This is a genomic window from Streptomyces rapamycinicus NRRL 5491, from assembly GCF_024298965.1.
GTDB lineage: Bacteria > Actinomycetota > Actinomycetes > Streptomycetales > Streptomycetaceae > Streptomyces > Streptomyces rapamycinicus.
Map to the genome: position 1 here is coordinate 4,410,191 of NZ_CP085193.1, position 23,585 is coordinate 4,433,775.

Below are 23,585 nucleotides of genomic sequence, written 5' to 3' on the forward strand. Positions count from 1 at the left end.
GGCCACCTTCGGAACGCATTAGCACATTCATGCGAAACTCCGCAGCTCCGACACAAGATATGGGGGTGCGTGCGTCGGCCAACACAAGATGTATGCTCGTCCTCGCTGTCGCCGCAGGGGAATCCGGTGGGAATCCGGAACTGTCCCGCAACGGTGTACGTGTGCGCTCAATTCGGCGTGCCCGTGAGTCCGAGCACCTGCCGACGGCCCTGTGAACACGTCCCCCGGCCTCGAGGGTTGGGCCGATGGACGCTGCGTGGTGTGCCTGACGTACGAGGAGTGCGGCAACGGCATGTCCGTACGCGCCCATCGCACCACCCTCGCGGCCCGGCCGAGCGAGGGAGAGCACCCCAGTGACCATCGCGCCCGCCGATCCGGTTTCAGCGCAGGCGGCTTCTCAGGCAGCGGACGACGCGCCCGGGACCGCCCTGCTACGGACTCTTACCGGACTCACCGCCGACCTTCCCGCCACCGACCCCGGCAAGGTCGCGGCCGCCGCCCTGCGCGGCCGTCATCCCGGCTCGGACGAGGCGGAGTTGCGTGCGCTCGCGACCGAGGCGGCGGCCGGGCTGATCGCCGAGGAGCCGGAGTACTCGCGGCTCGCGGCGCGGCTGCTGGCGCTGACCATCACGGAGGAGGCGGCCGGGCAGGGCGCGGTCTCCTTCTCGGCCTCCGTCCGGGTGGGCCACCGCGAGGGCCTGCTCGCCGACTCCACCGCGGAGTTCGCCGCCACCCACGCCGAGCGGCTGGACGCGCTGGTGGAGCGGGCGCTGGCCGACGGCGCCGACAACCGCTTCGGCTACTTCGGGCTGCGCACCCTCTACAGCCGCTATCTGCTCCGCCACCCCATCACCCGTCAGGTGATCGAAACCCCGCAGCACTTCCTGCTGCGCGTGGCCTGCGGGCTCGCCGAGGACCACTCGGAGCGGGCGCTGGACGACGTCGCCGAGCTCTACCGGCTGACCAGCACGCTGTCGTATCTGCCCAGCTCCCCCACGCTGTTCAACTCCGGCACCCGGCATCCGCAGATGTCGTCCTGCTATCTGCTGGACTCCCCGCTGGACGAGCTGGACTCGATCTACAACCGCTACCACCAGGTGGCGCGGCTGTCGAAGCACGCGGGCGGCATCGGCCTGTCCTACTCCCGCATCCGGGCGCGCGGTTCTCTTATCCGGGGCACCAACGGGCACTCCAACGGCATCGTGCCGTTCCTGCGCACGCTCGACGCCTCGGTGGCAGCCGTCAACCAGGGTGGCCGGCGCAAGGGCGCGGCCTGTGTCTACCTGGAGACCTGGCACGCGGACCTCGAGGAGTTCCTGGAGCTGCGGGACAACACCGGCGAGGACGCCCGCCGCACCCACAACCTCAACATCGCCCACTGGATCCCTGACGAGTTCATGCGCCGGGTCGAGGCGGACGCCGACTGGTCGCTGTTCTCCCCGGCCGACGCGCCCGATCTGGTGGACCTGTGGGGCGAGGAGTTCGACGCCGCGTACCGCCGGGCCGAGGCCGAGGGGAAGGCCGTCAAGCAGGTCCCGGCGCGCCAGCTGTACGCCCGGATGATGCGCACCCTCGCGCAGACCGGCAACGGCTGGATGACGTTCAAGGACGCCGCCAACCGCACCGCCAACCAGACCGCCCAGCCCGGCAGGGTCGTCCACTCCTCCAACCTCTGCACCGAGATCCTGGAGGTCACCGACGACGGCGAGACCGCCGTGTGCAACCTCGGATCGGTCAACCTCGCCGCGCACCTGGGCGAGGACGGGCAGCTGGACTGGGAGCGCCTGGACGCCACCGTCCACACCGCCGTGACCTTCCTCGACCGCGTGGTGGACATCAACTTCTACCCCACCGAGGAGGCCGGGGCCTCCAACTCCCGCTGGCGCCCGGTGGGTCTGGGCCTCATGGGGCTCCAGGACGTCTTCTTCCGGCTGCGGCTGCCGTTCGACTCGCCCGAGGCCACGGCGCTCTCCACGCGGATCTCCGAGCGCATCATGCTCGCCGCGTACGAGGCGTCCTGCGAGCTCGCCGAGCGCCACGGCCCGCATCCGGCCTGGGCCGAGACCCGCACCGCGCGCGGTGTGCTGCACCCGGACCACTACACCGACGCGGTGGCCACCTGGCCGGAGCGCTGGGAGGCGCTGCGCACCCGGATGGCGAAGTCCGGGATGCGGAACTCGCTGCTGCTGGCGATCGCGCCGACCGCGACCATCGCCTCCATCGCGGGCGTCTACGAGTGCATCGAGCCGCAGGTCTCCAACCTCTTCAAGCGCGAAACGCTCAGCGGGGAGTTCCTCCAGGTCAACTCGTACCTGGTGGACGACCTCAAGAAGCTGGGCGTCTGGGATGCCCAGACCCGTGCGGCGCTGCGCGAGTCCAACGGCTCGGTCCAGGACTTCTCCTGGGTGCCCGCGGACGTACGGGAGCTGTACCGCACCGCGTGGGAGGTCCCGCAGCGCGCCCTGATCGACATGGCGGCGGCCCGCACCCCGTACCTCGACCAGAGCCAGTCGTTGAACCTCTTCATGGCCTCGCCGACCATCGGCAAGCTCAGCTCGATGTACGCGTACGCCTGGAAGCGCGGCATCAAGACCACGTACTACCTGCGCTCGCGTCCGGCCACCCGGATCGCCCAGAGCGCCCGGGGCGGCGCCGCGGCGGCCGCCACCCCCGCTCCCACCGTCCCCGTCCCCGTCCCCGTGCAGCAGGCCCCGGCCGAGGCCGACGCGATCGCCTGCTCCCTGGAAAACCCCGAGTCCTGCGAGGCCTGCCAGTAATGCCCACCGCATCCGAGATGACCACCGTGAACACCGCGCCGGGCCACACCAAGAACCTGCTGGACCCCGGGTTCGAGCTGACCCTGCGGCCGATGCGGTACCCGCAGTTCTACGACCGCTACCGCGACGCGATCAAGAACACCTGGACCGTGGAGGAGGTCGACCTCCACTCCGACGTCGCCGACCTCGCCAAGCTCTCCCCCGGTGAGCAGCACCTCATCGGCCGCCTGGTCGCCTTCTTCGCCACCGGCGACTCGATCGTGTCCAACAACCTGGTGCTGACGCTCTACAAGCACATCAACTCCCCCGAGGCGCGGCTGTATCTGTCGCGGCAGCTCTTCGAGGAGGCGGTGCACGTCCAGTTCTATCTGACGCTGCTGGACACCTACCTCCCCGACCCGGACGACCGCGCCGCGGCCTTCGCCGCCGTCGAGAACATCCCCTCCATCCGCGAGAAGGCGGAGTTCTGCTTCCGCTGGATGGACTCGGTGGAGAAGATCGAGCGGCTGGAGACCAAGGAGGACCGCCGCCGCTTCCTGCTCAACCTGATCTGCTTCGCGGCCTGCATCGAGGGGCTGTTCTTCTACGGCGCCTTCGCGTACGTGTACTGGCTCCGCTCGCGCGGACTGCTGCACGGCCTGGCGACGGGCACCAACTGGGTCTTCCGCGACGAGTCGATGCACATGGAGTTCGCCTTCTCGGTCGTGGACACCGTCCGCGAGGAGGAGCCGGACCTCTTCGACGACGAGCTCCAGCGGCAGGTCACCGACATGCTGAAGGAGGCCGTCGAGGCGGAGCTCCAGTTCGCCCGCGATCTGTGCGGGGACGGGCTGCCGGGCATGAACACCGCATCGATGCAGGAGTATCTGCAATGCGTGGCCGACCAGCGCCTGCAGCGGCTCGGCTTCGCCCCGGTCTTCGGCTCGGAGAACCCGTTCTCCTTCATGGAACTGCAGAACGTCCAGGAGCTGACCAACTTCTTCGAGCGGCGCGCCTCGGCGTACCAGGTCGCGGTCGAGGGGTCGGTCGCCTTCGACGACGACTTCTGACGTCAACAGGGCCGGACCCAAGAGGCCCGGCCCTGTGAGGTAGGACACACTCAGTCGTTGGGCACCGTCTCATAGCGGGCGGTGCCCTCGGCCATCTGCTTCAGCACATCCTTACGGTCGCGCTTGGAGAGCCGGTCGATGTAGAGGTAGCCGTAGAGATGATCGGTCTCGTGCTGCAGGCAGCGCGCGAAGTAGCCGGTGCCGCGCACCGCGATCGGCTCACCGTCGAGATCCCGGCCGCGCACCACCGCGTAGTCGGGGCGGGCCAGCTCCGCGTAGGCCGTGGGGACCGACAGACAGCCCTCGTTGGAGTCGTCCAGCACCCGGCGGTCGGCGGGCAGCTCCTCCAGCACCGGGTTGCACACCACACCCACATGGCGAACGCCCTCGTCGTCCATGCAGTCGTAGACGAAGACCTTAAGGTCGACACCGATCTGGTTGGCGGCCAGGCCCACGCCCTCCGCCGCCCGCTGGCTGGCGAACATGTCGTCGACGAGCCGCGCCAGCTCCTCGTCGAACACGGTCACGTCCCGGCACTCCTTGTGCAGGACCGGGTTGCCGTACACGGTGATCGGGCGGGCGGTGCCACGCTCGCGGAAGGCCCGCTCGCGCTCCTCGCAGTCCTCCGTGTCCACGATGAACTCGTCGTCCACCCGCTGCTTCGTCCCTTGCTGCGACATCTTCCGCCGTACGCCTTCCCTCAACCGTGATGCGTCGCCCTACAGGGTACGGGCACGGCGCGGCGGGGTGCGGTGCGCTTACGCGGTGTGACCGGGCCTCCGGCGGATCTTTCCCCTCCCCGCCCCTTCCCACAACCATGGGCTCCGCCCCTGGACCCCGGGGCCGACTGGCCGACCCTCGCCGCAGCGAATGTCCAGGCAGAAGCCCACGCCCGTCCGGAGCTCCCGACTCGGAGCCTGGGCCGCAGCCCCACAGCCGGAGCCTGGGCCGCAGCCCCACAGCCAGAGCCTGGGGCGGAGCCCCACAGCCAGAGCCTGGGGCGGAGCCCCACAGCCAGAGCCTGGGACAGAGCCTCACAGCCGGGGCCTGGGGCAGAGCCCCACAGCCGGGGCCTGGGGCAGAGCCCCACAGCCGGGGCCTGGGGCAGAGCCCCACAGCCGGGGCCTGGGGCGCAACCCCACAGCCGGAGCCTGGGGCGCAACCCCACAGCCGGAGCCTGGGGCAGAGCCCCATAGCCGGGGTCTGGGGCGGAGCCCCATAGCCGGGGTCTGGGGCGGAGCCCCATAGCCGGGGTCTGGGGCGGAGCCCCAGTTTCGGGAAGGGGCGGGGAGGGGAGCAGCCCGCGGCAGCGGATGGCCGGGCGGAGGCCCACGCACGTCCAGGGCGGAGCCCCACCACGCGGCGGAGCCGCATATCGATACTGCGGGAAGGGGCGGGAGGGGACAGCCCGCCGCAGGCGCTACGAACCGCCAACCGCCCCTAGAACCCCAGAGCAGCCGGCAGCCGCCAGCCGCCAGGCGGTCAGCAGACCTCTTCCAGATCCCGCCACTCACGCGTGTCCGGACTGTCCGCGACCCACCCGTCCAGCAGCCCCCGCACCAGCCCCCCAGGCGCCGCGATCCCGCATTCGCGCTCCGGCACCCACAGCGAGCCCGAGCCCGCCATACGGTGGCCCAGCGGGCCGGGGTGGCCCGGTTCGCTGTGGTCGTGGGGGTCCAGATGTTCGCCCTCGCCCTCGTCGCTGGGCATCCGGCTCTCCGAGCAGGAGCGGCACAGCAGCCGCACCGACGACGACCAGTCCTCGGCCGCGAAGCCCGCGTCGGCCGCGAGCCGCTCCAGGGCGTCCCGGTCGGCCTCGGTGGCCGCCTCCAGCAGCACCACCCAGGTCGGCACCGGGGACGGCGCCCACAGCTCGATCTCGTCGAAGACCGGGTACGCGGGGCCCGCGGAGGTCACCCGCTCACCGTGCGGCACACCGTCGTGCAGCACCACCTCGCCCCAGCGCCGCCCGGACGACGGCAGCGGGATGGACAGCACCTCGATCCGGGCCGGGTCCAGCCGGCGGCCCCAGACGACCTCGGCCTCGCCTTCCGGGGACAGCCGCACCGCCGCGCTGCCCAGCTCCATGCCGAGCGGCTCACCGGACGCGGACGCCTCTCCGGGCACCTTCAGCCCGTACGCCTGCCAGGCTCGGCGGGCCAGCGGCCAGTCCTGGAGCGCGGTGGCCGCGATCCCCACGTTCCACCAGTCCGGCGCGCCCGTCTCGCGGTCCAGCAGCGCGACCGCCCGCAGCCCCGCGGCGCGCGCCTGCTCCCAGTCGTGCCGGAACTTGTGCAGCAGCGCCAGGTTGAACCAGGACTCCGACAGCCACGGCTCCAGGTCGGCGGCGCGGGTCAGCAGCGCGCCCGCGTCCTCGTACCGGCCGTCGCCGATGAGCGTGAACGCACGGTCCGTGGCCTGCCGCCATGAGGCGGACGGCCGGTGCCGTACCTTGCCGAAGATCTTCACGATTCCCGCCTGCCGGTATCGAAGTCGTCCCGTACCAGATGCCTTCGCGGACGGCGTCGCCCTCCCTCGAAGACAACCTGCCACACATTCGCGGACATCTCAGCCCGACCCCTCACGCTGCGGCCGGGATGCGACGCCCACCACACCTCCTTGCCACCGGCCATCTGGCCTGGCACCCCTCTCCTCGCATCCAACCATGCCCCTCGGGAGCCCCGCTCATTACCGGCGAGTTATCAGTTCTCACCGGGGGCGGCCGTAAACCCCGCGCGACAGCACCGTGGCGAGCGCCTCGACCACGACCGGGTCGAAGTCGCGCGCCGTGGCCAGCCGCAGCCGTTCCAGGGCGCGCAGCGCCGCCGCCCCGGCCGTTCCCTCGGCCGCGGGCCCGCTCACCAGTTCGGTGTACGCGTTCACCGCGCGCACGATACGCGCGGCGAGCGGCTGCTCGCGGTACGGGTCCGCCTGGCGCTCCACGACCAGCGCCACCTCGGCGGGTACCCCGGTCTGGCGCACCACAGCGCCGCCGAGCAGCGCGATTTTGCGCTGCTCGGCGGCGGGCAGCGGTTCGGTGGCCCCCGCGGGCACCGGGTCCACCAGTGACAGCTGGCCGATGTCGTGCATCAGCGCCGCGTACTCCAGCACGGTCAGCCGGGGCTCGGAGAGGCCCAGCTCACGCCCCACCGCCCGGCTGAGCCCGGCCACCTCGCGGGCGTGGCCCGTCGGGGTGTACCCGGCTATCTCGGTCGACCGGGCCAGGGAGGCGATGGTCTGGCGGTAGGTGGCCCGTATCCCGGCGTAGCGGCGGTAGGAGTACTGGATCAGCAGCAGCGGCACCGCCAGCACCGGCACCGGCCACAGCCCGGCGACGGCCACGGTGAGCGCCATCACGGCCGCGGTCGCGCACACCGCCGCCCCGACCCCGGGCAGCGACCGCAGCTCGTCGCGGAGCAGCGGCCCGTAAGGCCAGCCGGTACGGGCGCGGGCGAGGGCGGCGGCCAGGACGGCGTCGCACAGGGCGGTCACGGCCAGCAGGGCGAGCAAATAGCCGACGAGGGACGGGCCGTGGCCGAGCCAGTCGGCCAAACGGCCGGTCCGGTGCAGCGGTTGGAAGCAGACGGCGGCGAACGCGGCGGTCAGCACCCGGCGGGCGGTGTGACCGGGGTCGACCGGGCAGCCGAGCGCGAGCGGCGCCACCAGTCCGGCGAGCGACGCGGCCACGACGACGGTGACCGTCTGGAGGACGCCATGGGTGGCGGGCTCCCCGCCGAGCCGCCCGAGCAGGGCGTAGCCGAGCGCGCCGGCGGCGGCGAGGGGCGCGGGCTCACCGCGCGGATCGGACACTCCCCCGCCGCCGCCCGGCAGCGCCGGCGGCGCCTCGACGCACCGGATCGCCTCCCCCACGGCGATGAGCGCCCCGAAGGCCAGCGCCGCCTCCGCCTGCCGCACCCCGTGCCACTCGGTCCACACCAGCGCCACTACGGCGAGCGCCCCCGCCGCGCCATACACGGCGACGGCCGTAAGGCCGCCATAACGTCCCCGGGATATGCGCTCCCGCCCCTCCTCACGGGCGGCGGCGGCCGCGGCCCGTTGGCGGCGGGTGCGATGGAGGGCACGAGCGTGCCGCTCGGCGATCCGGGCGAGGGCGTTCGGGGTCCGGCGGCCGGCCGCTCTCGAAGCGGGCCGCCCCGCCCTGGCGGGCCACTGAGCCGCGCTTTCGTCCCGCTCAAGCGCCCCGTGGCACCCCTGAACGCCGCCCCCACCTCTGCCCGAGGCACCCGGGGCTCCCCCGGGCCCCTCGTCGGCTAGCCCGGGGGCGGGTCGGGGAGCCCGATCGGAACCGGAGCGGACCGGGACGCCGGACTCGCCCCTGCCCGAGGCGTCCGGGGCTTCCCCCGGTCCCGCATCGGCTGGCCCGGGGGCCGGGCCGGAGGCCCGGGCGGAATCGTTCGTGCTGGGCTTGGTGGGGTCCTCGGCGGGGCTCATGGGCCACCGCCGGGGCCGCCCGTGCCGGGGTGGGGCGCGCCGGGGTCGTCCGGGGCGCCTGGGGCCGCCGCGCGCACCAGGGGTGGCGGGGCGGGCTCGGGGAGGGCGTCTGCCGGGACGTTTCCGCGCTCCTCAGGCGCGTCCGCGGTGACCGCCGCGTGCCAGCCGTGGCGGTCCAGGGCGCGGGTGAGGGCCCCGACCATGCGGGGGTCGAACTGCGAGCCCGCGCACCGCTGCAGCTCCTCCACGGCCGTGGGCACCGGCCGGGCCCTGCGGTACGTACGCGTCGAGGTCATCGCGTCGAAGGCGTCCGCCACCGCGACCACCCGGGCGAACTCCGGGATCTGCGAACCGGCGAGCCCGTACGGATAGCCGCTGCCATCCAGCCGCTCATGGTGGTGGAGGATCGCGGCCCGCGCCTCGCCCAGGAACCCGATGCCGCGCACCATCTCGTCGCCGTACTCGGGGTGCAGCTCGATCACCCGGCGCTCATCGGGGGTCAGTGGACCGTTTTTGCGCAGCAGCCGGGTGGGCACGCCGAGCTTGCCGACGTCGTGGAGGATGCCCGCGATCCGCACCGCCTCCAGCCGGTCGCCGCTCATGCCAAGCTCGCGGGCGATCATCGCGGAGGCGCGGCCGACGCGCTCGCTGTGGCCGCGGGTGTAGCGGTCCTTGATGTCGACGGCCTGGACCAGGGCCCGGATGGTGGCCTGGTGGGCGGCGCTCTCGCGGCGGTAGAGCACGAAGCCGCAGGCGCAGACGTACATCGGCAGCAGCACCAGCAGGGCCGCCGCCGGTCCGTAAGGGCTGCGCCACAGCACCGCCATGGCCAGTCCGGCGGGCCCGTGCACCAGGTACGGGGCGAGGGCGCCGGGCAGCCGCCCCCACCAGGCGGCGCGCGGGGACTGCCGCTCGGCGGTGACCAGCACCCCGCCCTCCAGGGCGGTGGCGGTCAGGCCCAGGACGAGCGCGGCGGCCACGGCGGCCGCCAGGGCGTACGGAAAGCCGGGCGTACCGGACGACGCCTGCCCAGCGGGGGCCTGGGCGCCGTCGCCGAGGGCCCAGAGGGCGCTGAGGGTCCCGGGGCCGTCCAGGGCCGCGAAGGCGCACGAGGCGGTCCAGACGGCCAGCGCGAGCCGCGCGGCCCGCCAGGCGCGTCGCGCCCCGGCCGGGGGCCGCTCGACGCGGGCGAGCAGCGCACCGGGCACGGCAACGAGCGCCGCGGCGGCGGGCGGCAGCAGAAAAGCCCCGGCCAGAAGGACGGGGCTGCACCATTCGGGCCAGCGGGCGCGGACCCTGGAGCCGACCGCGTGGACCGCGGCGAGCAGGGCGGTCGTGGCCCAGGGGACGGCCGCTCCGGGCCGTACGGCCGGGGCGGCGCAGTACGCCCCGGCGAGCACGGCGCACAGGACATAGGCGCGCGCCCCGTGGGGAAGTGCCCGCACGGTGTCCTCCTCCCCATCCATGTCCATTGCGCCACCCCTCTCGGGCGGGGCGGCTCAGGTGGTTGGGGAGCTTAGGACGAGGCGGGGCGTATGGGACCGGAGGGACTGTCCGATTACACCCCTTCGAGTGATGATCTGATCACCGAGGGTGGGAATGAGAATGCGCCAACTCGAAAGGCGTTCGACCGGGGATCCACTGGGGCCTGAGCCCCGGGGTCACTCCTGGGCGCTGCTCGGCGCGCTGCTCGGAGCGTTCGTCTCCGTCGTGATCTCGCGCTCCGGCACCGCCTGCCCGGAGCGGATCAGTTCGATCCGCCCCATGACCTTCGACCGGAGGTCGGTGGGCACGTCGTCATGGCCGCAGCACCGCTTGACGAGCTTCTTCACGGCCTTCTCGAGGCCGTACTTCTCCAGGCACGGAGAGCATTCGTCGAAGTGCACCTCGAACTTGGCGCAGTCGCCGTCCGGCATCTCGTGGTCGAGGAACTCGTAGAGGTGGTCGAGAACCTCGGAGCAGTCCGTCTCATGCGGCTCTCCGCAGCTCATGAGTCCGCGCCTTTCCGATCGTGCGACTCGTCCCCCGGGCCGCCCGCGCCGGCCGGGACCAGCCCGCGCCCACGGGCGTAGTCCTCCAGCAGACCGCGCAGCTGGCGGCGACCACGGTGCAGCCGGGACATCACCGTACCGATGGGTGTACCCATGATGTCCGCGATCTCCTTGTAGGCAAAGCCCTCGACGTCCGCGAGATAGACCGCGATGCGGAACTCCTCGGGGATGGCCTGGAGGGCCTCCTTGACATCGGAGTCGGGCAGGTGGTCGAGAGCCTGCGACTCGGCGGAGCGCAGACCGGTCGACATATGCGACTCGGCGCGCGCGAGCTGCCAGTCCTCGATCTCCTCGGCCGCGCTGCGCTGGGGCTCCCGCTGCTTCTTGCGGTACGAGTTGATGAAGGTATTGGTCAGGATGCGGTACAGCCACGCCTTGAGGTTGGTGCCCTCCCGGAACTGGTGGAAGGAGCCGTACGCCTTGGCGTAGGTCTCCTGCACGAGATCCTCGGCGTCGGCCGGGTTACGCGTCATCCGCAGCGCGGCCGAGTACATCTGGTCCAAGAAGGCAAGGGCGTCCCGCTCGAAGCGCGCGTTGCGCTCCGAGGACGACTCCTGCGACCGCTCGACCGGCTCTCCCTCGGTCACGCCGTCGGTACCTGCGTCGGTCCCAGTGACCTGACCCACCTCCTCCAGCTTCGTGTCGGGTCCGGATGTGGACCCGCTCGAATCGGAGAATAGACGACGATCCGGTGCGCCCGCCGCTTCGATCTTCACGGCCTGCGCCGCCTGCAGCTGAGACCAGTCCAGGTCAGCGGCCTGTGGACGGGCCGGGCAAGCAAGCGAACCCATGCGGGGGACTCCCTTTCCTCGTATTCCGCGTATCAGTGCCTCTTACACGGTGAGTACCTACAGCCCGTCCAACACGGATCCCTCCCGCCGCATTCCCGCCCCGCCCCCGCCCCGGCGCCCAGCGCTCCTGGCCAGCGAGGGGGTGGCGGTCGGCGATCAGCCCAGGGCGCGCGGCAGCCAGTCGGTGACGGCCCCGGTGATCAGGGCGAGCGCCGCGGGCTCGTCGAGGTCCGCCGACTTCGGCAGGCCGAAGACATGATCGCCGTACGGCACCTCCACGAGCTCCATGGCCGCGGGCAGCTCCGGGAACTCCTCCGGCCGCCCGAACGGGTCCCGGCCGCCCTGGACGATCAGCGTCGGCACGCCCGTGGCCAGCAGTTCCTCGGCCCGGGACCGCTCCGGCTTGCCCGGTGTGTGCAGCGGGAACGACAGCGCCAGCACGGCCTTCGCGCCCAGCTCCGTCGCGGTCCGGCAGGCCACCCGCGCCCCGGCGCTGCGGCCGCCCGCCACGATCGGCAGCCCGGCCTTCTCCAGCGCGGGCCATACGGCACGCCATCCGGTGTCCAGGGTCGAGGGGGCGGGCGCGATCTTCTTGCCCGCCACCCGCCACGGCTGCTCGACCAGCGCGACGCTCACGCCGAGCCCGGGGAGCGCCCCGGCCAGCGCGCGCAGATCCCGCGCCTCGATGCCCCCGCCTGCGCCATGGCTCGCGGCCAGCAGCGCATGGGCGCCGGGGGCGTGGTGCCAGGTGATCCGGGCATCGCCGGCCGGGGTCGCCACCATCTCGGTGGTCACCTGAGGTTCGTCCGTGGTCCCCTGAGGTTCGTCCGTCTTCTTCGCGGCCATCAGAACAGCGTGCCCTCCTCCGGGGCCTCGAGCTCCTCGAGCAGCTCGGGGCCGTTGTTACGGACATCACTCACCCCGGTGGCCACGGGGTACGCCCGCAGCAGCCCGGAGGGCGGCGGCGCCAGCAGCGGCAGCAGGTCGCCGGGGTCGGTACGGCCCGGGTCCAGCCAGGAGGCCCAGCGGTCCTCGGTGAGGACCAGCGGCATCCGCGGGTGGATCTCGGCGAGCGAGCCCGGCCCCTCGTCCCGGGCCGCGCCCCCGAAGGGCTCCTTGTCCGCCTCGGTGGTGATCACCGTGCAGGTGACCCACCACGCCCGGGGGTGCTCGTCCGGCAGCGTCCGGTCCCGCCAGAACTCGTACAGCCCGGCCATGGCCATCACCGAGCCGTCCACCGGGGTCACGAAGTACGGCTGCTTGCGGGGCCGCTTGCGCTTGCCCTTCTCCTCCAGCTGCCGCTCCCCCGCCGCGGTGACCCACTCGTAGTAGCCGTCGGCGGGCAGGATGCAGCGCCGCGAGGCGAACGGGCGCCGGTAGGACGGCTTCTCGTGCACGGTCTCGGCCCGTGCGTTGATCATCTTGGCGCCGCCCTCGGGGGACTTCGCCCAGGACGGCACCAGCCCCCATTTCAGCGCCCTCAGCTGGCGAACCGGGCGCGGCTCGGCGGCGTCCTTAAGGGGGCGTTCGAGCACCGCGTACACGTCCTTGGTGGGCGCGACGTTCCAGTCCGGCGCCAGAGTCTCCTCCGGCTCCCACTTCTCCACTCCGAAGAGCCCGACGAGATCCTCCGGCCTCCGGCTCGCTGCGTATCGACCGCACATAGGTGCCACACTGCCACGACCCCTACCGACGCGAGGAGCCGCCCGCACATGGACGCAACGAACGCCGCCGATCTGTGGGACCGGGTGACCGGCGCTCAGCCCGACCCCACCACCTGGCTGGTCGTCTCCACCGGCGTGATCGCGTTCGCGGTCGTGGTCTTCCGTACCGCCTGGCGGATAGCCCGTAACGCCATCACCATCGCCCATGAGGGCGGCCACGCCGTGGTCGCGCTGCTCAGCGGGCGGCGGCTGGACGGCATACGGCTGCACTCGGACACCTCGGGGCTGACCGTCTCGCGCGGCAAGCCCACGGGCCTGGGCATGATCCTCACCGCGGCGTCCGGCTACACCGCCCCCTCCCTGCTGGGCCTCGGCGGCGCTTGGCTGCTGGCGGCGAACCACATCACCTTGCTGCTGTGGGGGACGACGGCGCTGCTGGTCGCGATGCTGGTGATGATCCGCAACGCCTATGGCGTCCTTACGGTCGTCATCAGCGGGGCCGCCTTCTTCCTCGTCTCCTGGCTGACCGGGCCGGACGTCCAGGCGGGGTTCGCGTACGCCGTGGTGTGGTTCCTCCTCCTGGGGGGCGTGCGTCCGGCCTTCGAGCTCCAGCGCAAGCGCCGTCACGGCGGCGCGTACGACTCCGACCCCGACCAGCTCGCCCGGCTGACGGGCATTCCGGCCGGCGCCTGGCTGCTGCTCTTCCACGTGGTCTCGCTGTGTTCGCTGCTCGCCGGAGGGCGCTGGTTGCTGGGGTTGTGACCCCGGCCGCCGGGACCCTGACCCCGTACGAGCGCCCGGCGCGCCACCGCCGGAACCTCATGGGCGCCTTGTAGCAGCGCCTACCAGCGCCGTGTTTCGACTGGGTTTCGCCACTTTCGATCAAGATTGGCACTCCGGGCGAACCACTAAAGTGAGACCCATGACCGGCATTGAGACCTCCCCGGGCGACCACACCGCCCTCTGGCCCGCTCCGACCGCCGATGGAGCGGTCGACGCGACCGTCACCGTGCCCGGATCCAAGTCGGTTACCAACCGCGGTCTGATCCTGGCCGCGCTCGCCGCCGAACCCGGCTGGCTGCGCCGCCCGCTCCGCTCCCGCGACACCCTCCTGATGGCCGCCGCCCTGCGCGCCATGGGCGTCGGCATCGAGGAGACGGTGTCCGACGGCGCCCTCGGCTCCAGCGGCCCCTCCGGCGGCGGAGAGGCCTGGCGGGTCATCCCGGCGGGGCTGCACGGCCCGGCCACCATCGACGTCGGCAACGCCGGCACCGTGATGCGCTTCCTGCCGCCGGTCGCCGCCCTGGCCGACGGCCCCGTCCACTTCGACGGCGACCCCCGCTCCCACGAGCGCCCGCTGCACGGCGTGATCGACGCGCTGCGCGCCCTGGGTGCCCGCATCGACGACGACGGCCGCGGCGCGCTGCCGATGACCGTGCACGGAGGCGGGGCGCTGGACGGCGGCCCGGTCCGCGTCGACGCCTCGTCGTCCTCCCAGTTCGTGAGCGCGCTGCTGCTGTCCGCACCCCGGTTCAACCAGGGCGTCGAGGTGCGTCACACCGGCGCCGCGCTGCCCTCCCTGCCGCACATCCGGATGACCGTGGACATGCTGCGGGCGGCGGGCGCGCGGGTGGACACCCCGGAGGCGGGCGGCGAGCGGGGCGTCTGGCGGGTGGCGCCGAGCGCGCTGCTCGGCCGCGACCTGGTCGTCGAGCCCGATCTGTCCAACGCGGCGCCGTTCCTGGCCGCCGCCCTGGTCACCGGCGGCCGGGTGACGATCCCGGACTGGCCGGAGCGCACCACCCAGCCCGGCGACGAACTGCGCCGGATCTTCACCGAGATGGGCGGTTCCTGCGAGCTCACCGACACCGGTCTGACCTTCACCGGAACGGGCCGGATCACCGGGATCGACGCCGATCTGCACGAGGTCGGCGAGCTCACCCCGGTGATCGCGTCGGTCGCGGCGCTGGCCGACTCCGAGTCGGTACTGCGCGGCATCGCGCATCTGCGGCTCCACGAGACCGACCGGCTCGCCGCCCTCGCCAAGGAGATCAACGAGCTGGGCGGGGACGTCACCGAGACCGAGGACGGCCTGCGGATCCGCCCGCGCCCGCTGCACGGCGGGATCTTCCACACCTACGAGGACCACCGGCTGGCCACCGCCGCCGCCGTCCTCGGCCTGGCCGTCGACGGCGTACTGGTCGAGAACGTGGCGACCACCGCCAAGACCCTCCCCGACTTCCCCGGTCTGTGGACCGGCATGCTCGACGCGACGACGACCTCGGCGCGGAGATCCTGAGAGCCTGGACGCATGCGCCGCTACGGCAAGCACACCGACGAGGACGACGTTCGGATCCGCCCCAACCGCAAGGGCAACCGGCCGCGCACCAACATCCGCCCCAAACACGAGGACGCCACCGAGGGATTCGTACTCACGGTCGACCGCGGTCGGCTCACGGTCCTGGTCGAGGACCGCACCATCACCGCCATGAAGGCCCGCGAGCTCGGCCGTAAGGGCGTCGTGGTCGGCGACCGGGTCGCGGTCGTCGGGGATCTCTCCGGCGACAAGGACACGCTCGCCCGGATCGTCCGGGTCGAGAAGCGCTCCTCCGTGCTGCGCCGGACCGCCGACGACGACGATCCGTACGAGCGGGTGGTGGTCGCCAACGCCGACCAGCTCGCGATCGTGACCGCCCTGGCCGATCCCGAGCCGCGCCCGCGGCTGATCGACCGGTGCCTGGTGGCCGCCTTCGACGCGGGCCTGGAGCCGCTGCTCGTCCTCACCAAGTCCGATCTGGCGCCCGCCGACGACATGCTGAAGACCTATGAGCCGCTCGGCGTCCCCTATGTCGTCACCAGCCGCGACGAGCTGGCCGACGGCGACGCCGCCGACCGGGTGCGGGAGCGGCTGACCGACCGGATCACCGTCTTCGTCGGCCACTCGGGCGTGGGCAAGACGACGCTGGTGAACGCGCTGGTCCCGGACCGCCAGCGGGCCACCGGCCGGGTGAACGCGGTCACCGGCCGCGGCCGCCACACCACCACCTCCGCGCTCGCGCTGCCCCTGCCGGACGCCAAGGGATGGGCGATCGACACCCCCGGCGTGCGGTCCTTCGGGCTGCACCACGTGGACCCGGTGCGGGTCATCCACGCCTTCCCGGACCTGGAGCCGGGCACCGAGGGCTGTCCGCGCGCCTGCAGCCACGACGAACCGGACTGCGCGCTGGACCAGTGGGTGGCCGACGGCCACGCCGAACCGGCCCGGCTCTACTCCCTGCGACGGCTGCTGGCCACCCGCGAACGGCGAGAGGGCGACTAGGTCTTCCCCCTCCCCGCCCCTTCCCGCCGCCAAGGGCTCCGCCCCTGGACCCCGGGACCCTGGGCGGAGCCGCCTAGCGAGGCTGCGGGAAGGGCCGGATCCCGGCTCCGGGGTCTGGGGCGGAGCCCTCGCTCCCGGGGTCTGAGGCGGAGCCCCCCGCTCCTGGGACCTGAGGCAGAGCCCCCACTCCCGGGTCTGAGGCAGAGCCCGGCTCCCGGGGCCTGAGGCGAAGCCCCAGTTTCGGGGTCTGGGGCGGAGCCCCAGTTTCGGGAAGGGGCGGGGAGGGGAGCAGCCCGCCGCAGGCGGCAAGATCCGCCGGACACCCGTAGGGAGCGTGTTTGCCGCTCCATCCGGGCGGTAAATGGATAATCGCATCAAGCAATCGAGGCGACTCAGGCAATCCAGGCGACCGGGGATGCCCCGGGCGACGGCAGCCCACGGCGGCACGGGAGGGCATCTCTATGGCGTGGCTGCTGGTCGTGGTCGCCGGGCTACTCGAAACCGGCTTCGCCGTCTGCCTCAAGCTCTCGCACGGCTTCACCCGACTCTGGCCGACGGTCGCCTTCTGCGCGTTCGCGCTCGGCAGCTTCGGGCTGCTGACGCTGTCCCTGAAGAAGCTCGACGTGGGGCCCGCGTACGCGGTGTGGACGGGGATCGGGGCCGCCGGGACCGCGATCTACGGGATGGTCTTCCTCGGTGACCTCGTCTCCACGCTCAAGATCATCTCCATCTCGCTGGTGATCGTCGGCGTGATAGGGCTCCAGCTCTCCGGCTCGGCCCACTGAGGCCCGCCCCTCGGTTCGGCTCAGGCCAGCACGGTGCGCACCATACGGGCCACATCCGCCGCCGGGGCGGGCGCCATCACGTACGACAGGGCCAGTCTGGCGACCGCCTCACAGGCCTGCGGCAGTTCGACCGCGCCGAGCGGCCAGTCGCCCGCCAGCAGCCGCACCGCGCGGTCCCGCGCCTCGCCGATCAGCTCGCCCGGCGCGGGCAGCGGCTCCGGCTCCCCCGGCCGTGTCGTCCCTACGGACGTCGGCAGCCGCTCGTTCCAGCGGCCCGTGAGCACCGCCCGCACCAGCGGGTTCTCGGTCGCCGAGCGAACCGTCCACACCGCCGCGGCGGCCAGCCGCTCCCTGGGGGCCGCCGCGCCGGACACCCCGGACAGCGCCCGCTCGACCCCGTACAGATACGCGTCGGCCTCGCGTCGCACCAGAGCGCGGGCGAGGCCGTCCTTGCTGCCGAACTCGTTGTAGAGGGTCTGCCGGGAGACCCCGGCCGCCGCCGCGACCTCGGACATCTTCACCCTCGGCCACGGACCGCGCTCGAGCGCGGCGAAGGCCGCGTCGAGTAAGGATTCACGCGCTGTGGGCATCGTCGCCTCCCAGAGCGGGCATCGTCGCCTCCCGGCCCGGCATGTGCCCGACAGAATTGACGGACCGCCAGATGAAGTCAAGAGCCCCGCACGGGCGGGCCGTCCAGCCGAAGTCCCCTGGTCGTTGTGGAGTCGTGTAGCTCCGCGTCTTTTCCTGTCGATACTGTTCGGCCATGCCCGACTACCACGATGACCTGCGTCTCGCCCACGTTCTCGCCGACGCCGCCGACGCGACCACCATGGAGCGGTTCAAGGCGCTCGACCTCAAGGTCGAGACAAAACCCGATATGACGCCGGTGAGCGAGGCCGACAAGGCGGCCGAGGAGCTGATCCGCACCTCGCTCCAGCGCGCCCGGCCGCGCGACGCGGTGCTCGGCGAGGAGTTCGGCAGCGAGGGCAGCGGTCCACGGCGCTGGGTGGTCGACCCGATCGACGGCACCAAGAACTACGTACGCGGGGTCCCGGTCTGGGCCACCCTGATCGCCCTCATGGAGCGCGGTGAGGGCGGCGACCGGCCGGTGGTGGGGGTGGTCTCCGCACCGGCGCTGGGACGGCGCTGGTGGGCCGCAGAGGCGCTCGGGGCGTACACCGGGCGCAGCCTGTCCTCCGCGAGCCGGCTCGCGGTCTCGAAGGTGGGCAACCTGGCCGACGCCTCGTTCGCGTACTCCTCGCTCAGCGGCTGGGAGGAGCGCGGCAGGCTGAACGGCTTCCTCGATCTGACCCGCGCCTGCTGGCGCACCCGTGGCTACGGCGACTTCTGGCCGTACATGATGGTGGCCGAGGGCTCGGTGGACATCTGCGCCGAACCGGAATTGTCGCTGTGGGACATGGCGGCCAACGCGGTGATCGTCCAGGAGGCGGGCGGCCGCTTCACCGGACTCGACGGCGTACCGGGCCCGAACAGCGGCGACGCGGCGGCGTCCAATGGGCTGCTGCACGGGGTGATGCTGGACTACCTGCGGCCCTGAGGGGCCTTCCGGGGCTGACCGGAGTGTGAACCGGAGCGCGGGGCGCGCTCCGCGGCAGATCGGCTTCCGCGCGCCCTTGTTGGACTCACCGAGGCATGTGAACATGAGAATTCCAGACCTTGTGAACTTGTGAATCCTTTCTCTAATGGGATCTGGGATTCACCAAGGAGGTGGCTCCATCCATGCCCATGCACGTCCGTGACGCCATGAGCTCGGTGGTCCTCACCATCGGCCCCGCGCACACACTCCGCCAGGCCGCCCGGCTGATGTCAGAACGCCGGGTGGGATCGGCCATCGTGCTCGATCCCGACACCAGCGGCCTGGGGATCCTCACCGAGCGCGACATCCTCAACTCCCTGGGGACGGGCCAGGACCCCGACCAGGAGACCGCACACGACCACACCACCGCCGATGTCGTCTTCGCCGCCCCCGGGTGGACGCTGGACGAGGCGGCCCGCGCGATGTCCCAGGGCGGCTTCCGCCATCTGGTCGTCCTCGACGGGGGCGACCCGGTCGGAGTGGTGTCCGTGCGCGACATCATCCGCTGCTGGGCCCCGGCGCCCCAGCCCGTACCGGCGTAAGGGCCCGGGGCACCGCGCCCGGCACGCGAACCGGCACACGAAGAGGCCGGAGCCCAACGGCGTCCGGCCTCTTCGTTTGATACGGCAAGCGTCCGTCAGCCGCGTAGGGCCTGGACCGCGGCCTCCAGCCGCTTGCCGTAGTCGGCGTCCGCCTTGCGGAAGTTCTCGATCGCCCGCTGTGCGATGTCATCGCGGGAGACCTTGGCGATGAACTGCGCCAGATTCTCGATCAGGCGCTCCCTCTCGTCGTCCGACATCAGCCGGTAGAGGTTGCCCGCCTGGACGAAGTCGTCGTCCTCGGCGTGCGAGGGGGCCTCGTGGTCCCCGGTCCGGCCGGACACCGGGGACGGCTGCCACAGCGCCCGGCCGGTCTCGGCCGGGCCGCCGAAGCTGTTGGGCTCGTAGTTCTTGGCGCCCGCGTGACGGCCGTCGTACATGAGGCCGTCCCGGCCGTACGTACGCGCCTCGGCCGCGTGCGGACGGTTCACCGGCAGGTGGTCGGCGTTGATGCCGACGCGGTAGCGGTGGGCGTCGCCGTACGCGAACAGGCGGCCCTGCAGCATCTTGTCCGGGGACGGGCCGATGCCCGGCACGAAGTGGGCGGGCGAGAAGATCGACTGCTCGACCTCGGCGAAGATGTTCCGCGGGTTGCGGTTGAGCTCCAGCTTGCCGATCTCGATCGGCGGGTAGTCCTCGTGCGGCCAGACCTTGGTCAGGTCGAACGGGTTGAAGCGGTAGTCCGCCGCGTCGGCCGCCGGCATGATCTGCACCTGCACGGTCCAGGTCGGGAAGTCACCCCGCTCGATGGCCTCGCGCAGATCGCGCTGGTGGCTGTCCGGGTCCAGACCGGAGGTCTCGGCCGCCTCGGCGGTGGTGAGGTTCTTGATCCCCTGGTCGGTCTTGAAGTGGTACTTCACCCAGAAGACCTCGCCCGCGGCGTTGTTCCACTGGTAGGTGTGCGAACCGTAGCCGTTCATGTGGCGGTACGAGGCGGGGATGCCGCGGTCGCCGAACAGCCAGGTCACCTGGTGGGTGGCCTCGGGCGAGAGCCCCCAGAAGTCCCAGACGTTGTCCGCCTCCTGCGAGCCGGTGTACGGGTCGCGCTTCTGGGTGTGGATGAAGTCGGGGAACTTGATGGCGTCCTTGATGAAGAACACCGGGGTGTTGTTCCCGACCAGGTCGTAGTTGCCGTCCTCGGTGTAGAACTTCAGCGCGAAACCGCGCGGGTCGCGCACCGCGTCCGCCGAGCCGAGGTTGCCGGCGACCGTCGAGAAGCGCAGGAACGTCTCGGTCTGCTTGCCGACCTCGGAGAGGAACGCGGCGCGGGTGTACTTCGTCACATCCGCGGTCACGGTGAAGGTGCCGTACGCACCGGCGCCCCGCGCGTGCACGATCCGCTCCGGGATCCGCTCGCGGTTGAAGTGGGCGAGCTTCTCGATCAGGTGCTGGTCCTGGATGAGGACCGGACCGCCGGCGCCCGCCGTCTCGCTGTTCTGGTTGTCCGCCACCGGAGCCCCGGACTCCGTGGTCAGCGGACCAGTGATGTTGTCCTGGACCGTCACGTGCGCCTCCTGCGTACTCGCATTCTGTCCCTGGTCTGGGGCTGGGATCGATCCTACATTGGACATTGTCTAAGTCAAGAAGGCTTAGAGACTCGTACCCGATCTGGTCAAGGACTCGTCCGCTGCTACCCTTGTCCTTATCTGACTGATAGGTGAATGGCATGAGTGACCTGCTGGAACGGCTCAGGGGACGCGGCTGGAGGCTGACGGCGCAGCGGCGTGTCGTCGCCGAGGTCCTCGACGGGGACCACGTGCACTACACCGCCGACGAAGTTCACGCGCTGGCGGCCGAGCGACTGCCCGAGATCTCCCGCGCGACCGTCTACAACACCCTCGGCGAGCTCGTCACGCTCGGCGAGGTGATCGAGGTCAGCACGGACGGCAGGGCCAAGCGCTACGACCCGAACGCGCACCACGCGCATCAGCACCTGGTGTGCGCGCGCTGCGGCACGATCCGCGATGTCCACCCCTCCGGCGACCTGCTCGCCGACCTGCCCACCCAGGAGCGCTACGGTTTCGCGATCTCCGCGGTCGAGGTGACGTACCGGGGGCTGTGCCCCAACTGCGCGGCCTGAGGCCCGAGCGGCGCAGCGCGAGCGGCGCGGATCATGACCGTAAGGCCGCCACAGCCACCGAAGGCCCGCGACGGCGAGTAGGGCCGTGACAGCGACCGTAAGGCCGTGACAGGCGAAGGGCCCGGATCCTGGAGGATCCGGGCCCTTCGCCTTGGTAGCGGGGACAGGATTTGAACCTGCGACCTCTGGGTTATGAGCCCAGCGAGCTACCGAGCTGCTCCACCCCGCGTCGTTGTGTAGCAACCTTAACCCGGGGTGGACAGCAGGAGCAAACCGGTTACCGAGGGGGCGCCCCGGAGGGGCGCGGGGCTCAGGCCGTGAGCTCCTGCTGGAGCGCTTCCCGCAGCCGGGCCGCGCGCTCTGCGACCTCCGCGGGCCCCAGCTCGACCGCCCGCGCACACCACCGCTGCCCCTCGGCGAGCGCCCCGCGACGGGCCGCCAGCAGCGCGAGCCGCAGCGCGGCCCGGCCGTGCCCCGACTCGGCGGCGCGCGTCCACCACAGGGCGGCCTCCGGCTCGCTGCCCTCCCGGGCCAGCAGCAGCCCCAGGTTGAACGCGCCGTTGCTGCTGCCCGCCTCGGCGGCCATGCGATACCAGCGCGCGGCCTCGACCACATCGCCGCGCGCGGCCGCGAACATGCCCACCCGCACCTGGGCCCGCCGGTGGCCCTGCCGCGCGGCGCGCTCGTACCACTCCTCGTACTCGGGGACGTGCGGCCCGGAGCCGTCGTCCGGCGGCGGGGTCGGGAAGCGCGTCCCGGACGAGTTGCCGAAGCCGGTGCCGGTCGCCGGGTCGCCGCCGACCGAGGAGCGGTCCAGCAGCGCGGCCAGCCGGAAGGCGCCATCTGCGCTGCCGCCGCCCGCGGCGCAGCGCAGATGGCGCTCGGCGCCCTGGAGGTCGCCCTCCCGCTGAAGGGCGAGGCCGACCTGCAGCGCGGCCTCGGTGTGCCCGGCGGCCGCGGCCCGCTCGTACCACTGCCGGGCCGCCCGGTCCTCGCCCCGGCCCGCGTGCAGGATCCCCAGGTTGAACGCGGCGTCGACGCTGCCCGCCTCGGCCGCCTTGGAGAACCACGGCTCGGCGCCCGCCGCGTCGCCGCGCTGGAGCAGCATCACGGCGACCGCGTTGGCGGCCTCGCGGTGGCCCGCGTAGGCCGCGCGGCGGTACCACTGCTCGGCCTGGGCGGTGCGGCCCTGCTCGGCGCAGAGCAGCCCGAGGTTGTAGGCGCCGTTGATGTCCCCGGCGTCGAGCGCGGCGCGGTACCAGCGCTCGGCGGTCTGCGTCTCGCCGCGGTCGGCGTGGAGCGCGCCCAGCGCGTTGGCGGCGTTGCCGTCGCCGTCCTGGGCCGCCCGGTGCCACCAGACGGCGGCGCTGTCGGTGTCGCCCGCGTCACGCAGCAGGAAGCCCAGCGCGCAGGCGGCCCGGGCCTCGCCGTCCTTGGCGGACATCAGGTACCAGCGCCCGGCCTCCTTGGTCTCACCGCGCTTCTCCAGCAGCGTGCCGAGGTGGAGGGCGGCGCGCCGGTGACCGCGCGCGGCGGCCTGCCGGTACCACTGCCCGGCCTCCTCCCGGCCGCCCCCGTCGGCGCCACGGCGGCGCTCTGCCGCCGGCTCGTCCCCCTCGTCGCCACCACGGTCGTCGAGGATGCGGGCGAGGCGGTACGCGGCCTCGCGGTGGCCGCGCTCGGCGGCCGTACGGAACCAGCGCTCGGCCCCGATGTCGCTGCGGTGCTCCAGCAGATCGCCCAGGGCGTACGCGCCCAGCGTGTGGCCGGACTCGGCGGACTGGCGCAGCCAGTACTCGGCGGCGGGCTCGTCGCCCCGCTCGCGGTGATGGCGGCCCAGGGCGTGGGCCGCGGCGGGGGATCCGGCGACGGCGGCTATGCGCCACCAGCCGGCCGCCTCGTCGGCATAGCCGCGCTGGTGCAGCAGAACGCCGAGGTTGTTGGCGGCGGCGCGATCGCCCGCCGCGGTGGCTCCCCGCAGATGCGGTTCGGCGCCGTCGAGGTCGCCACGGCGCAGCAGCAGCGCGCCGAGCGCGCTCATCGCGGCGGTGTCACCGGCCTCGGCGGCACGACGGTGCCGGGTCTCCTCCTCGGCATCGTCGTGCGCGTGCGCAAAACGCCCTGTCTCCAACAGACTGACCCTGTCCCCCATAAATCCCATCGTGGCATCACCCGCGTCCGGCGTACACCTGGTATACCGCAGCCGAGGAGGTCACTTCAGCGTTTTGTCGACATGCCCACAGAGAGACAACCCAAACGCTTGTATCCGCATTCCCCGAGTGGACGCTCATACAACACACAACGAGGCCCGGATCCTTGCGGATCCGGGCCTCGTGTGTCAGTAGCGGGGACAGGATTTGAACCTGCGACCTCTGGGTTATGAGCCCAGCGAGCTACCGAGCTGCTCCACCCCGCGCCGTG

General features: G+C 72.3%; 20 protein-coding genes, 2 tRNA genes and 1 riboswitch. Of the genes, 9 read left to right on the top strand and 13 right to left on the bottom strand.

What is annotated here, in order from left to right; genetic code table 11:
• Positions 1-92: 92 nt before the first annotated feature.
• Positions 93-219, top strand: a riboswitch (cobalamin riboswitch).
• 134 nt (positions 220-353) lie between these two features.
• Together LIV37_RS18000 and LIV37_RS18005 are read left to right on the top strand one after the other, a co-directional pair.
• The gene (locus tag LIV37_RS18000) at positions 354-2,777 is read left to right on the top strand and encodes a ribonucleoside-diphosphate reductase subunit alpha (protein ID WP_020868543.1); all 2,424 of its coding nucleotides are present in this window, start codon (positions 354-356) and stop codon (positions 2,775-2,777) included.
• A 17-nt stretch (positions 2,778-2,794) separates the two neighbouring features.
• A complete protein-coding gene (locus LIV37_RS18005) occupies positions 2,795-3,826 on the top strand; it encodes a ribonucleotide-diphosphate reductase subunit beta (RefSeq protein ID WP_243146214.1) in 1,032 nt (343 codons plus the stop codon).
• A 50-nt stretch (positions 3,827-3,876) separates the two neighbouring features.
• Here the strand turns inward: LIV37_RS18005 and def are convergent, their stop codons facing one another.
• From def to LIV37_RS18045, 8 genes are all read right to left on the bottom strand, one after another.
• Positions 3,877-4,506: a peptide deformylase gene (gene def / locus LIV37_RS18010; protein WP_121824808.1), complete on the bottom strand. Its 630-nt coding sequence runs from the start codon at positions 4,504-4,506 to the stop codon at positions 3,877-3,879.
• An 802-nt stretch (positions 4,507-5,308) separates the two neighbouring features.
• Positions 5,309-6,295: a tetratricopeptide repeat protein gene (locus LIV37_RS18015; RefSeq protein ID WP_020868546.1), complete on the bottom strand. Its 987-nt coding sequence runs from the start codon at positions 6,293-6,295 to the stop codon at positions 5,309-5,311.
• A gap of 240 nt (positions 6,296-6,535) precedes the next feature.
• Complete coding sequence (locus tag LIV37_RS18020) at positions 6,536-7,801, bottom strand: HD-GYP domain-containing protein (protein ID WP_020868547.1); 1,266 nt, start codon at positions 7,799-7,801, stop codon at positions 6,536-6,538.
• A gap of 473 nt (positions 7,802-8,274) precedes the next feature.
• Positions 8,275-9,723 (bottom strand): HD-GYP domain-containing protein, encoded by a 1,449-nt coding sequence (locus LIV37_RS18025; protein WP_121825393.1) that lies wholly within the window; start codon positions 9,721-9,723, stop codon positions 8,275-8,277.
• A 216-nt stretch (positions 9,724-9,939) separates the two neighbouring features.
• A complete protein-coding gene (gene rsrA / locus LIV37_RS18030) occupies positions 9,940-10,269 on the bottom strand; it encodes a mycothiol system anti-sigma-R factor (protein ID WP_020868549.1) in 330 nt (109 codons plus the stop codon).
• A complete protein-coding gene (locus LIV37_RS18035) occupies positions 10,266-10,955 on the bottom strand; it encodes a sigma-70 family RNA polymerase sigma factor (protein ID WP_020868550.1) in 690 nt (229 codons plus the stop codon). The genes rsrA and LIV37_RS18035 overlap by 4 nt, the downstream gene beginning before the upstream one ends.
• A 321-nt stretch (positions 10,956-11,276) precedes the next feature.
• Positions 11,277-11,966: an alpha/beta hydrolase family protein gene (locus LIV37_RS18040; protein WP_020868551.1), complete on the bottom strand. Its 690-nt coding sequence runs from the start codon at positions 11,964-11,966 to the stop codon at positions 11,277-11,279.
• Positions 11,966-12,784: an SOS response-associated peptidase gene (locus tag LIV37_RS18045; RefSeq protein WP_121824806.1), complete on the bottom strand. Its 819-nt coding sequence runs from the start codon at positions 12,782-12,784 to the stop codon at positions 11,966-11,968. The genes LIV37_RS18040 and LIV37_RS18045 overlap by 1 nt, the downstream gene beginning before the upstream one ends.
• Before the next feature lie 48 nt (positions 12,785-12,832).
• On the opposite strand from LIV37_RS18045, the gene LIV37_RS18050 reads away from it, so the two are divergent.
• From LIV37_RS18050 to LIV37_RS18065, 4 genes are all read left to right on the top strand, one after another.
• Entirely contained in the window at positions 12,833-13,546 is a 714-nt protein-coding gene (locus tag LIV37_RS18050) for a M50 family metallopeptidase (RefSeq protein WP_020868553.1), read from the top strand.
• Between the two features lie 160 nt (positions 13,547-13,706).
• Positions 13,707-15,083, top strand: a complete 1,377-nt coding sequence (gene aroA, locus LIV37_RS18055) for a 3-phosphoshikimate 1-carboxyvinyltransferase (protein WP_020868554.1) — start codon at positions 13,707-13,709, stop codon at positions 15,081-15,083.
• A 12-nt stretch (positions 15,084-15,095) separates the two neighbouring features.
• Entirely contained in the window at positions 15,096-16,103 is a 1,008-nt protein-coding gene (gene rsgA, locus LIV37_RS18060) for a ribosome small subunit-dependent GTPase A (protein ID WP_020868555.1), read from the top strand.
• A 461-nt stretch (positions 16,104-16,564) separates the two neighbouring features.
• On the top strand, positions 16,565-16,888 hold the full coding sequence (locus LIV37_RS18065; RefSeq protein ID WP_020868556.1) for a DMT family transporter: 324 nt from the start codon (positions 16,565-16,567) through the stop codon (positions 16,886-16,888).
• A gap of 20 nt (positions 16,889-16,908) precedes the next feature.
• Here LIV37_RS18065 and LIV37_RS18070 read toward each other — a convergent pair whose 3' ends face one another.
• Complete coding sequence (locus LIV37_RS18070) at positions 16,909-17,478, bottom strand: TetR/AcrR family transcriptional regulator (RefSeq protein ID WP_020868557.1); 570 nt, start codon at positions 17,476-17,478, stop codon at positions 16,909-16,911.
• Between the two features lie 173 nt (positions 17,479-17,651).
• Here LIV37_RS18070 and hisN point away from each other — a divergent pair, with 173 nt between their 5' ends.
• Positions 17,652-18,446, top strand: a complete 795-nt coding sequence (gene hisN, locus LIV37_RS18075; protein ID WP_020868558.1) for a histidinol-phosphatase — start codon at positions 17,652-17,654, stop codon at positions 18,444-18,446.
• A gap of 188 nt (positions 18,447-18,634) precedes the next feature.
• The gene (locus LIV37_RS18080) at positions 18,635-19,027 is read left to right on the top strand and encodes a CBS domain-containing protein (RefSeq protein ID WP_020868559.1); all 393 of its coding nucleotides are present in this window, start codon (positions 18,635-18,637) and stop codon (positions 19,025-19,027) included.
• 95 nt (positions 19,028-19,122) lie between these two features.
• Here LIV37_RS18080 and LIV37_RS18085 read toward each other — a convergent pair whose 3' ends face one another.
• Positions 19,123-20,655 (bottom strand): catalase, encoded by a 1,533-nt coding sequence (locus tag LIV37_RS18085; RefSeq protein WP_252505476.1) that lies wholly within the window; start codon positions 20,653-20,655, stop codon positions 19,123-19,125.
• A 95-nt stretch (positions 20,656-20,750) separates the two neighbouring features.
• Here LIV37_RS18085 and LIV37_RS18090 point away from each other — a divergent pair, with 95 nt between their 5' ends.
• On the top strand, positions 20,751-21,164 hold the full coding sequence (locus tag LIV37_RS18090) for a Fur family transcriptional regulator (RefSeq protein ID WP_020868561.1): 414 nt from the start codon (positions 20,751-20,753) through the stop codon (positions 21,162-21,164).
• A gap of 152 nt (positions 21,165-21,316) precedes the next feature.
• Here the strand turns inward: LIV37_RS18090 and LIV37_RS18095 are convergent.
• The 3 genes from LIV37_RS18095 to LIV37_RS18105 all read right to left on the bottom strand — a co-directional run bounded on the left by LIV37_RS18095 (position 21,317) and on the right by LIV37_RS18105 (position 23,580).
• Positions 21,317-21,393, bottom strand: a tRNA-Met gene (locus tag LIV37_RS18095).
• 81 nt (positions 21,394-21,474) lie between these two features.
• Positions 21,475-23,325, bottom strand: a complete 1,851-nt coding sequence (locus tag LIV37_RS18100) for a tetratricopeptide repeat protein (protein ID WP_121824805.1) — start codon at positions 23,323-23,325, stop codon at positions 21,475-21,477.
• 181 nt (positions 23,326-23,506) lie between these two features.
• Positions 23,507-23,580, bottom strand: a tRNA-Met gene (locus tag LIV37_RS18105).
• Positions 23,581-23,585: the final 5 nt, after the last annotated feature.